2 protein-coding genes (1 of these 2 cut by a window edge) are annotated in these 12,594 nt (G+C 70.1%); both read right to left on the bottom strand.

The window, feature by feature from the left end:
* Nucleotides 1-38: 38 nt before the first annotated feature.
* Nucleotides 39-9,986: a type I polyketide synthase gene (locus VGP60_RS31310; protein WP_414640433.1), complete on the bottom strand. Its 9,948-nt coding sequence runs from the start codon at nucleotides 9,984-9,986 to the stop codon at nucleotides 39-41.
* Nucleotides 9,983-12,594: the end of a type I polyketide synthase gene (locus tag VGP60_RS31305; protein ID WP_327551751.1), read on the bottom strand. Its footprint extends 25,393 nt past the window's final position; only the last 2,612 of its 28,005 coding nucleotides appear in the window; its start codon lies off the right edge, out of view; it ends in the stop codon at nucleotides 9,983-9,985. Before VGP60_RS31305 ends, VGP60_RS31310 begins: the two co-directional genes overlap by 4 nt.

The following is a 12,594-nucleotide window of genomic DNA, read 5'->3' as shown; positions in this document are numbered from 1 at the left end:
CGTGAGTGAACCTTCCTGTCCGTGATCGGCCACGGGTCCTAGCTTTTGAGCCGGCCGAGTTCCCTGTCGATGAAGTCGAAGACCTCGTCGGTGCTGGCCGACTGGATCCTCTCGGTGACGTCGAGCGTTTCGGCCTCGGCGCCGGTCCAGCCGGCCACCAGCTGCCGGAGGCGCACTGCGATCCCGCCGCGCGTGACGTCGTCGGGGTCGCTCGCGGCGAGCGCCGCTTCGAACCGGTCCAGCTCGGCGAACAGCGACGGTCCCGTGTCGGCGTCACCGTCGATGAGCAGTTCAGTGCCGAGATGCTCGGCGAGCACCGTCGGCGTGGGGTAGTCGAAGACCAGCGTCGCGGGCAGGCGCAGCCCGGTGGCGATGGTCAAGCGGTTGCGGAGCTCGACCGCGGTCAGCGAGTCGAAGCCCAGCTCGCGGAACTCGCGAGTGGCGCCGATCGCTTCGGGCGAACCGTGGGCGAGGACCGCGGCAGCTTCGTTCCGCACGAGGTCGACGAGGAAACGCTGCCGGTCGCCTTCACGCATTTCCGCGAGCTGCCCGGCGAATCCGGTCTGCGACACCGCAGCCTCGGCGGCCGCCGTGCGTCGGGTCGTCTTCACCAGGCTCCGCAGTACGGCCGGGACCTCGCTCTGCGCCCGCATCGACCCGGCACCAAGCCCGAGAGGCACGAGCAACGCTTCTCCCGACGCGGTGGCCTGGTCGAACAGCGCCATGCCCTGCTCGGACGACAACTGCGGCAGTCCCGCACCCGCCATCCTGCGCAGGTCGGTGCCGCTCAGCGTGCTGGTCATGCCGCTGTCCTGCGTCCACGGTCCCCAGGCCAGCGAGGTGCCGGCGAGGCCGTGGTGCATGCGGTACTGGGCCAGCGCGTCGAGGAACGTGTTGCCCGCCGCGTAGTTGCCCTGCCCCGGACTGCCCATGACCCCGGCGACCGAGGAGAACAGGACGAACGCCGCGAGGTCGCTGTCCCGGGTGAGTTCGTGGAGATGCCAGGCGCCGTCCGCCTTCGGCCGGGTGACCGTGGCGAGGCGTTTCGGGGTCAGTGAGCCGATGACACCATCGTCGAGCACACCGGCGGTGTGCACGACCGCGGTCAACGGGTGTCCGGTGTGGACGGTGCCGAGCAGGTTCGCGACGGCGTCACGATCGGCGGTGTCACAGGCCGCGATGGTCACTTCGGCGCCCTGGGCCACGAGGTCCGCGTGGAACTCGGCCGCACCAGGCGCGTCCGGGCCACGGCGGCTTGCCAGCAGCAGATGCTTGACGCCGCGTTCGGTGACCAGGTGCCGGGCGAGTTGCGCGCCCAGGCCGCCGGTACCGCCGGTGATCAGGACCGTGCCGTCGGGATCCCAGGCCCGGCCGGTGGTTTCGGTGGCCGCGCGCTGCAGGCGTCCCACGCTGATGACGCCGTCGCATACGATGGCCTGTGTCTCGGTCGACGTCAGCAGCCCGGGAAGCTTCGGTACCAGCGCGGTGGAAGCGTCTTGGCCGTCGAGGTCGGCGAGCAGGAACGAGCCGGGGTTCTCCAGCTGAGCAGCTCGGACGAGCCCCCACACCGGTGCGGCGGCGAGGTCGGTCCCGCTGACGGCGTTCCGCGTCACGAACAGTAGCCGGGAAGCAGCGAACCTTTCGTCCGAAGCCCAGTCCTGCAGGACTTTCAGGACGCGTGACGTCGTCGCGTGCGCCGCGGCGGGGACGTCGTCGCCATCCTCCCCCGCGATCGGGACGAGCACGAAGTCCGGCACGGTATCCAGTTCGGCGAAGGTCTCACCGGAAACGGCCACGGTGTGCCCGGCGGCCTTCACCGCGGCGCCGAGGCCGAGTTCATCGGCGCCCAGCACGGCCCAGGTGATTTCCGGGGCCACCGGGGGAAGCTCGGCCGCGAGCGGGACCCAGCCGAGCTGGAACAGGGAACCCTGCTCCACGGAAGAGGTGTCGAGCGTTTCTGCACTGAACGGCCGCAGCAGCACCGATTCCACCGACAACACCGCCGAGCCTTCGGCGTCGACAGCGGTCAGCGAGACGGTGTCGTCCCCGGTGCCGGTGAGCCGCACGCGCAGGACCGACGCGGCGCCCGCGTGCAGCGACATCCCGTTCCAGGACACCGCGTCGAGCCCGTTCTCGGCTTCGGCGAGGCCGGTGAAGTTCACCGCGTGCAAGGCCGCGTCGAGCAGTGCCGGATGCATCCCGAACGCGTCGACGTCCTCGGCGCCTTCGGCCAAGGCAACTTCGGCGAAGACTTCCTCGCCGCGCTGCCACACCGCGCGGAGTCCCTGGAAAGCCGGGCCGTATTCGCGGCCGTCCCCGGCGAACTCGGGATAGAGACCGTCGAGGTCGAGCGCGGTAGCGTCGGCGGGCGGCCAGGTATCAGTGCCGAACTCGGCGGAAACCGTTCCGGTGGCCAGGATTCCGGTCGCGTGCAGCGTCCATTCAGGAGTGTCGGAATCGGCCGGGCACGAGTAGATCTTGATCGTGCGGCGGTCCGTTTCGTCCAGGTCACCGACCCACACCTGCAAGGCGGCGTCCTGCGCACCGAGCGGCAATGGCGCGGTGATGGTCAGTTCTTCGACCCGGTCACAGCCGGCCTGGTCCGCCGCGCGGATGGCGAGCTCGGCGAATCCGGCCGAGGGAAGGGAAATCACGCCGTTGAGGACGTGGCCGGCCAGCCACGGCAGCGTGGCGACCGAGAGTCTGCCGGTCAGCAGCACGTTATCCGACCCGGCCACCGCGGTCGCCGCGCCGAGCAGCGGATGTCCGGAGGCGAGCAGGCCCAGTCCGGCCGCATCCGCAGCGGGAATGCCCGGAGTCGGCCAGTAGCGCTCGTGCTGGAACGGATAGGTCGGCAAGTCGACACCGACCTCCGAGCCGGTGAACAGCGGCTTCCAGTCGACCCGCACGCCGGTGACGTGCAGTTCGGCGAGCGCGGCGACCAACGTGGCCTCTTCGCCACGCCCCCTGCGCAGCGCGGTAATCACGGTCACGGCCGCCGGATCGACGATATCGAGCGCGAGGCCCGCGAGCACCCCACCGGGACCGACCTCAAGGATGGTGTCCGAGCCTTCGGCGACGAGCGTGCGCAAGCCGTCGGCGAACCTGACGGTGTCCCGCACGTGCCGCACCCAGTACCCCGGTGCGCACAGTTCCTCGGCGGTCGCCGGTTGCCCGGTCACGTTCGACACGACCGCGATCCGCGGCTCCTGGAACGACAGACCTTCGATCGCGCGGGCGAACTCGGCCAGCATCGGCTCCATCAGCGGCGAGTGGAACGCGTGCGACACCTCAAGCCGTTTGGTCTTGCGACCCGAGTCCTGCAGCTGCTGGGCGATCGCGAGCACGGCGTCTTCGGCTCCGGCCAGCACGACCGTGTCCGGGCCGTTCACCGCGGCGATCGACACCTCGCCGGTCAGCAGCGGCAGTATCTCGGCCTCGGCCGCGCGGACCGACACCATCGCCCCACCAGCGGGCAGCGCCTGCATGAGCCGCGCGCGGGCCGCCACCAGGGTGCAGGCATCGGACAATGACAGAACCCCAGCAACATGGGCCGCCGCGATTTCACCGATCGAATGCCCGGCCACTCGGGACGGCCGGACACCGAACGATTCGATCAGGCGGAACAGGGCGACTTCGATCGCGAACAGCGCGGGCTGGGCGTGGCCGGTCTGGTTCAGCGGCTCGGCGTCGGTGCCCCACATGATCTCGCGCAGCGGGACGGCGAGTTCGTGGTCAACCGCGTCGAAGGCGTCAGCGAAGACGGGGAACCGGTCGTACAGCTCACGTCCCATGCCCAGCTGCTGGCTGCCCTGGCCGGAGAAAACCACGGCGAGCGACCGCTCCCCCGCCACACCGCTGACCAGCGGCGGTCCGTCGGTGCCGGTCAGCAGGACGGCCCGGTGCTCGAACAGCGCGCGGCCGGTGACCAGTGAACGGCCCAGATCGGCTGCGGTGAGCTCGGGGTTGAGCTCCGCGAAGGACTTGATCCGCCGGATCTGCTCGTTCAGCGCGGTTTCCGACTTGGCCGACAGCGGCCACGGCACCACGGCCGGGGAAGCGGCCGGTGCCCGCTCGGCGACCGGCGGGGCTTGTTCGAGGATGACGTGAGCGTTGGTGCCGCTGAGCCCGAAGGAGGAAACACCGGCGCGACGCGGGCGACCTACCTCAGGCCACGGAGTCTGCTCGGTCAGCAGGGAAACAGCGCCCGCGGACCAGTCCACATGCGACGAAGGCTCGGTGACGTGCAGCGTTTCGGGGAGCACGCCGTGGCGGATGGCCATGACCATCTTGATGACCCCGGCGACACCCGCTGCGGCCTGCGTATGGCCGATGTTCGACTTGATCCCGCCCAGCCACAACGGAATCTCGCGGTCCTGGCCGTAAGTGGCGAGAATCGCCTGAGCCTCGATCGGATCTCCGAGAACCGTGCCCGTGCCGTGCGCCTCGACGGCGTCGACGTCCGAAGTGGACAGACCGGCGCCGCTGAGTGCTTGGCGGATCACGCGTTGCTGAGCTGGGCCGTTCGGCGCGGTCAGCCCATTCGACGCGCCGTCCTGGTTCACCGCGGAACTCCGCATGACCGCGAGAATCCGGTGGCCGTGGCGTTCGGCGTCGGAGAGCCGTTCGACGACCAGGACGCCGGCGCCTTCGGCCCAGCCCGTGCCGTCGGCGTCGTCGGAGAACGCCTTGCAGCGGGCGTCCGGCGCGAGCCCGCCCTGGCGGCTGAACCCGGCGAAGCCCATGGCCGTGGACATCACGGTCACCCCGCCGGCCAGCGCCATCGAGCACTCGCCGGTCCGCAGCGCCTGCGCGGCCCAGTGCAGTGCCACCAGCGACGACGAGCAAGCCGTGTCGATCGTGACGGCCGGGCCTTCGAAACCGAACGTGTAGGAGATGCGGCCAGAAACAACGCTCGCCGCGAGACCGGTACTGGCGTGGCCTTCGACGTCTTCGCGCGAACTCACCACGAGACTCGAATAGTCCTGGCCGTTGGTGCCGATGAAGACACCGGTGGAGCTGCCGCGCAGGGTCGCGGGATCGATGCCCGCGCGCTCGACGGCCTCCCAGGACGTCTCCAGCAATAGGCGCTGCTGCGGGTCCATCGCCATGGCCTCACGCGGCGAGATGCCGAAGAACCCGGCGTCGAATTCGGACGCGTTGTAGACGAACCCGCCCTGTCCGGTGACGCTGGTGCCGCGGCCGTCGCCCGCGAGGGCTTCGAGCTCCCAGCCGCGGTCGGTCGGAAAGTCCGACATCGCGTCGCGGCCTTCGGCGAGCAGCTGCCAGAGCTCCTCGGGTGAGGTGACCCCGCCGGGGAAGCGACAGCCCATGCCGACGATCGCGATCGGCTCGTCGGCGGTGTAGGTGTCCCTGGTGGACTCGGGAATCTCGGCTTCGCGGCCGAGCAGTTCGCCCAGTAGGTGCTCGGCGAGCACGGCCGGTGTCGGGTAGTCGAAGACCACAGTGGACGGAAGATTCAACCCGGTGGCGGTGGCGAGCTGGTTGCGGACCTCGATGGCGGTCAGCGAGTCGAAACCCAGGTCGCGGAACGCCTTTTCGGCACCGATGGCGGTTTCGGCGGAGTGCCCGAGGACGGCCGCCGCGTGGGTGCGGACGATCCCCAGCAGCACGCCGGTCCGATCCGCTTCGGGCAGTTTCACCAGCCGCTCACGCAGTTCTGACGCGGTGGAGCCGGTGTCGGCGGGCTGCGTGGCTACGGACAGGATGCGCCGGGCTTCGGGCAGGTCGGCGAGCAGCGGGCTCGGCCGCAGGCCCAGCAGGGCGGCGAGCAGCATCGGGTTCTGCAGGTCGGCGATCACCACGGTGGCCGCGGGTTCGGTGACGGCGTGACCGAGGGCGGCGAGCGCGGCGCCGGGCTCCAGCACGGAAGTGCCGACGCGGCGGGAGCGTTCCTCCACGTGGGCGCTGTCGGCCATGCCGCCGCCGGCCCACGCGGCCCAGGCGATCGAGGTGCCCGCGAGACCGTCGGAGCGACGGCGTTCGGCGATGGCGTCGAGCACGGCGTTGGCCGCCGCGTAGTTGCCCTGCCCGGGGTTGCCGACCGAACCGGCGACCGAGGAGAACAGCGCGAACACGTCAAGGCCGAGGTCGCGGGTCAGTTCGTCGAGGACGTGCGCCGAAGTGACCTTCGAGCGGAACACCGCGTCGAAGCGGTCCGGGGTCAGGCCGTCGAGGACGCCGTCGTCGAGGACACCCGCGGTGTGCACGACCGCGGTCAGGGGGAACTCGGCAGGGATACCAGCCAGCAGAGCTTGGACAGACTCGCGATCCGAGACGTCACAAGCGGAGATCGTGACTCTCGCGCCCAAAGTGGTCAGCTCGTCGCGCAGGTCCGCCGCGCCAGGAGCGTCGAGCCCTCTACGGCTCGCCAGCACGAGATGCGGGGCGCCTTTCGCGGCCAGATCGCGGGCGACATGGGCACCGAGCGCGCCCGTACCGCCGGTGATCAGGACGGTTCCGGTGGGTGCCCAGGTCGTCAGGTCGTCCCCGGCGGGCGCGGGCGCCAGACGGCGGCCGAACACTCCCGAGGCGCGGACGGCGACCTGGTCTTCTTCGGTGGTGAGCACTCCGGTGAACCGTCGGGCCGCGCGTTCGTCGAGGATCTCGGGGAGGTCGATCAGCCCGCCCCAGCCGTGCGGGAATTCCAGCGCGGCCACACGGCCGAGGCCCCAGACCGCTGCCTGGTCGACGTTCTGCAGCCGTTCGGCACGGCCCGTCGACACGGCGCCTCTGGTCACCGCCCAGGTGGGCGCGGTGATTCCGGCGTCTCCCAGTGCTTGCAGCAGTTCCGTGGTGGCGCAGGCGCTGGACGCGGCGAACGCCATGAGCGACACCACGCCGGCGAGTCCGTCGGGAGCCGTCAGCAACCGCTGAGCCAACTCGGCACGCTCGGTGCTGTCGACGTCGAGCCGGACTGCGCCGGAGCCCATGGCGTCGACCACGGAGGTGATCCAGGCGTCCTCGGCATGGGACCGCGGCACGACGACGAGCCAAGAACCCTCGGGACTGGCCTTCGATCCGGCCAGCGGGACCCAGGACTCCCGGTACCGCCACAGGTCCATAGTGGACTGATCGCGGCACTTCCGGCGCCAGGCCGACAGCGCGGGCATCACCGCGCCGAGGGAAGGTCCGTCGACACCGAGGTCGGCGGCGAGTCCTTCGAGGTCTTCTCGTTCGACGGCGTCCCAGAAGCGGGCGTCCGTCACGGTTTCCGTTGGCTCGACGACCTCGGCCACGGCGGGTTCGGGCCAGAACCGTTCGTGCTGGAAGGCATAAGTGGGCAAGTCGATTCGGCGCGCGCCGGTTCCGGCGTACAGCGCCGCCCAGTCGATCCGGACGCCGGCGACGTGCAGTCGTGCCAGAGCCGAGACGATCGCGGGCTGCTCGCCGCGGTTCTTGCGCAGCGCGGGCACGGCCACCAAGCCGTCGACGGTGTCCTGAGCCATGGCCGAAGCCACGCCGTCCGGGCCGAGCTCGAGGAATGCCGTGACTCCCGCGGTATGCGCGGTCCGCGCGCCGTCGGCGAACCGGACGGGCTCCCGCACGTGCCGCACCCAGTACTCCGGCGAGCACACCTCGTCCGCCGTCGCGACCTGGCCCGTGAGGTTCGAGACCACGGGGATCTTCGGGGCGCGGAAAGTCAGTCCTTGGACGACCTGGCGGAACTCGTCGAGCATCGGGTCCATCAGCGGTGAGTGGAAGGCGTGCGACACCGCGAGTTTCTTGGTCTTGCGGTCCAGCGCCGTGAAATGTGCCGTGATCGCGGCGACGGCTTCGCTGTCACCGGCGATGACGACCGAGTTCGGGCCGTTGATCGCGGCGATCGACACCGCGTCGGTCAGCAGCGGGAGCACTTCGGTTTCGTTGGCCTGCAAGGAAACCATGGCCCCACCGGCGGGCAGCGCCTGCATCAGCCGGGCTCGCGCCGCGACCAGGGCGCACGCGTCTTCCAGTGACAGCACCCCGGCGACATGGACCGCGGCGATCTCGCCGATCGAATGCCCGGTCACGAAATCCGGGACCACACCCCAGGCCTCGAACAACCGGAACAACGCGACCTCGATCGCGAACAACGCGGGCTGGGTGTAGCCGGTGTCGTCGAGCAGAGCGGCGTCAGGCGTGCCGGGCTCGGCGAAGAGCACCTTGCGCACCGAGTCGTCCCACCGCGCCAAGATCGCGTCCAGCGCCTCGGCGAACACCGGGAAGGTCTCGTAGAGTTCCTTTCCCATCCCCGCGCGCTGGGCGCCTTGTCCGGAGAACAACGCGCAGAGCTTGGTACGCCGGGTGACCACACCTTGGACTACACCGGGCGCGACGCCGTCAGCGTTCCACGCCGTCAGCAGGCCGTGCAGCTCGGCAGGATCATCGGCGGTCACGGCGAGCCGGTGTTCGAACACCGCTCGTGCTGTCGCGAGGGTCAGCGCCACATCGGCGGGACGCGCGTCACCGTCCAAAGCGGACAGTAACGCGGTCACCTGATCCCGCAGTGCGGCTTCGGTCTGGCCCGAAAGGATCCACGGAACGACAGCGGGAAGTGGGGCTTCCTCCCCGGGTTCCACAGCCGGAGCCTGCTCCAGGATCGTATGCGCGTTGGTACCGCTGACACCGAACGAAGAAACCGCCGCCCGGCGCGGATTTCCCGTCTCCGGCCACTTGACCAGCGAGGTGAGCAGGTCCACTTTGCCCTGCGACCAGTCCACATGGGACGTCGGCGTATCCGCGTGCAACGTCTTGGGCAGCACGCCGTGGCGCATCGCCATCACCATCTTGATGACGCCGGCGACCCCGGCGGCGGCCTGGGTGTGCCCGAAGTTCGACTTGATGGACCCGAGTAGCAGGGGCTGCTTGCGTTCGCTGTCACTGCCGTAGGTCGCGAGCAGGCTCTGTGCCTCGATCGGGTCCCCGAGCGGGGTTCCCGTGCCGTGCGCCTCGACGGCGTCCACGTCAGCCGCGGTCAGTTTCGCGCTGGACAGGGCCTGCCGGATGACTCGGCGCTGGGCGCGGCCGCTCGGTGCGGTGAAACCGTTGGACGCGCCATCGGAATTGACCGCCGAGCCGCGGACCACCGCGAGGACTTCGTGCCCGTTGCGCCGGGCGTCGGAAAGCCGTTCCAGGACAAGGACTCCGACCCCTTCGGCCCAACCGGTACCGTCGGCGTCGTCGGAAAACGCCTTGCAACGCCCGTCTTGCGCGAGTCCGCCCTGACGGCTGAACTCGACGAGCGAGCCGGGCGTCGACATCACGTTGACCCCGCCGGCCAGCGCCAGCGAGCACTCCCCCGTGCGCAACGACTGCGCGGCCAGGTGCAGCGCGACCAGCGACGACGAACACGCCGTGTCGACAGTAACCGCGGGCCCTTCGAGCCCCAGCGTGTAAGACAACCGGCCGGAAGTGGCGCTCGCTGCGATCCCCGTCCCGACGTCCCCAGTGGACTCGGCGGGCGCCCGGACCATCAGATACGCGTAGTCCTGCCCGTTCGTCCCGACGAACACCCCGGTCCTGGTGCCACGCAACCGCGTCGCGTCGATCCCGGCACGCTCGATCGCCTCCCACGACGTCTCCAGCAGCAACCGCTGCTGAGGGTCCATGGAAAGCGCCTCACGCGGGGAGATCCCGAAGAACCCGGGATCGAATTCCGCGACACCGTTGAGGAAACCGCCCTGCTGGCTGACTCCGTGACCCCGCGCGTCGACCTCGGCGCCATCGAGCGCGTCCAGCTCCCAGCCACGATCGGCCGGGAAGCCGGAGATGGCGTCGGACCCCGACGCCACGAGCTCCCACAGGTCCTCCGGTGAGTTCACCTCACCGGGGAACCGGCAGCTCATCGCGACGATCGCGATCGGATCGGCCGCGCTCGCGACGAGCTGCTGGTTCTGCCGCCGCAGCCGATCCGCCTCCTTGAGGGAAGCTCTGAGCGCTGCGACTACCTTCTCGCTGGGCGATGTCATCATCAACTCCGTCAGTCGTACGACCGGTCGGACTGGGTATTCAGTGCGGCCTGCACCAGGTCGTCGATCTCCATCGCGTCGATGGAGTCCCCGGCTTCCTGCTCGGACATCTGTGCCGCCGCGGTGCGTCCTGCCAGCCGCAGCAACGGTTCCAAGACGCCGATCTCACGCATCTGTTCGAGGGACACCGAGCCCAGCAGGGCCCGGACGTCGATCTCGTCCCCGTCTTCTCCGTCGTGCTCTTCGACCGCCCCGTCCGGGAACAGGCCCGCCAGGATGTGTTCGGCGAGCGCGACCGGGGTCGGGTGGTCGAACACCAGCGTCGAGCCGAGGCTCAGCCCGGTCGCGGCGTTGAGCTGGTTGCGCAGCTCGACCGCGCCCAGCGAATCGAAACCGAGGTCCCGGAACGCCTTCTCCGCGCCGACCAGCTCGACATCGGTGTAGCCCAGTACCTCCGCCGCGCGGGACCGGACCAGGTCGAGCACGGTCTCGAACCGCTGGCCGGCGGTGAGGTCGGCCAGCTTGGCGCGCAACGCGATCCCGGCGTCGGGAGCGGCCGCCGCCGAAGCGACGAGCTCGTCGTAGCCCGGCATCTCCCGCAGCAACGCACTCGGCCGGGCGGTGGCGGTGAACCGTCCCGCGTCGACGTCGGCGATCAGGACCGTCGGCTCGTCTTCGGTGACGACCTGCCGAAGCGCGGCGAAGGCGAGTTCCGGGTCCATCGCGCCGATTCCGGTGCGGCGGGCCATGTCCTCGGCCTTGCCACCGACGGCCATGCCGCCGCCACCCCAGGCACCCCAAGCGATCGAGGTCCCGGCGAGGCCTAGCGAACGGCGTCGTTCGGCGATCGCGTCGAGCACGGCGTTCGCCGCCGCGTAGTTGGCCTGGCCGGGGTTGCCGACCGCGGCCGACGCGGAGGAGAACAGCGCGAACACCTTCAGGCCGAGTTCCCGGGTCAGCTCGTCGAGCAAGTGGGCCGAGGTGACCTTGGAGCGGAACACCGCTTCGAACCGGTCCGGGGTGAGGCCGTCGAGCACACCGTCGTCGAGGACACCGGCCGCGTGGACTACCCCGGTCAGCGGGTAGTCCGCTGGGATGGCCGCGATCAGGGCTGCGAGATCGGTCCGGTCCGCGACGTCACAGGTGGCGATCGTGACGCACACGCCGGTCGCGGCGAGTTCGTCGCGAAGTTCCTTGGCACCATGGGCTTCGAGGCCGCTGCGGCTGGCGAGCAGCAGGTGCTCGGCACCGTCGCGGGCCAGCTTGCGGGCGAGGTGCCCGCCCAGCGCGCCGGTGCCCCCGGTGACCAGGACCGTGCCGCCGGGCTCCCAGATCGGGGCGGAGCCGTGCGCGGGGACCTGGGTCAGGCGTCGGCCGAACATGCCCGAAGAGCGAATGGTGACCTCGTCCTCGCCGTCGAGCCCCGCGAGCACTCCGGCGAACCGGTCCGCCGCAAGGGAATCCACGGTCTCGGGAAGGTCGATGAGACCGGCCCAGCGCTCGGGGTACTCCAGTGCGGCCACGTGGCCGAGACCCCAGACACCCGCTTGATCGGGGCGGACCGGCGATTCGTTGCCGCCCACGGAGATCGCGCCACGGGTGGCACACCACAGTGGAGCGGTGATGCCCGCGTCGCCCAGTGCCTGCAGCGCCGTCGCGGTCAGCGTCACCCCGGAAAGCACGCCCGCTTCGGCGTCCTGCAAAGCAAGCAGCGAGACGACACCGGCGAAGGCCCCAGTGGGCAGCGATTCGGCCAGTGCTGCCCGATCCTGATCCGCCGGGACGTCGACGCGGACCACGTTCTCGCCCAGTGCCTCGGTCGCCGCCGGGATCCACTCGTCGTCGCTACCGGCTGGAACGAGCGCCAGCCAAGTGCCGGTCAGACCACTGGGAACCGCGGTGAGCGGCTTCCAGCCGATGCGGTGACGCCAACCGTCCACAAGGGACTTGTCGGCGCGTTGCCGTCGCCAGTCCATCAGCGCGGGAAGCACCTTCGAGAGCGCGTCGCCCTCGACGTTCAACGCCGTTTCGAGCGAGGAGAAGTCCTCGCTCGCCACCGCGGCCCAGAAGTCGCGGTCGACGTCGTCGGAGCCGGTGGCCGCCTTGGTCGAGGCCTCGGGCCAGAACCGCTCGTGCTGGAAGGCGTAGGTCGGCAGGTCCACCCGGCGGGCGCCGGTCCCGGTGAAGAAACCGGGCCACCACGGGCTGACGCCGTTGACCTGCAACCTGGCCAGTGCGGCGACGGCTGTCGCCTCTTCGTCGCGGTCCTTGCGCAGCAACGGGATGACCAGCGCGTCGGTTTCGCCGAGGCTGTCCCGGGTCATCGCGGACAGCACCCCGTCCGGGCCGATCTCGAGGTAGCGGGTGACACCGTTCGCGGCGAGCGTACCGACACCGTCGGCGAACCGGACCGCTTGGCGAACGTGCTCGACCCAGTAGCCCGGGTCGCAGACCCGCTCCGCGGTGGCCACTTCCCCGGTGAGGTTGGCGATGAGCGGCACCACGGGCGCGGCGTACGAGACACTCCGGGCGACCCGGTCGAAGTCCTGCAGCATGGCGTCCATATGAGGTGAGTGAAACGCATGGCTCACTCGTAAACGCTTAGTCTTTCGCCCGTCGGCCT

Source organism: Amycolatopsis sp. (assembly GCF_036008905.1).
In the GTDB taxonomy this organism is placed as follows: domain Bacteria; phylum Actinomycetota; class Actinomycetes; order Mycobacteriales; family Pseudonocardiaceae; genus Amycolatopsis.
The sequence above is the reverse complement of the archived record's forward strand: the minus strand, read 5'-3'. Positions and strand labels throughout refer to the sequence as shown.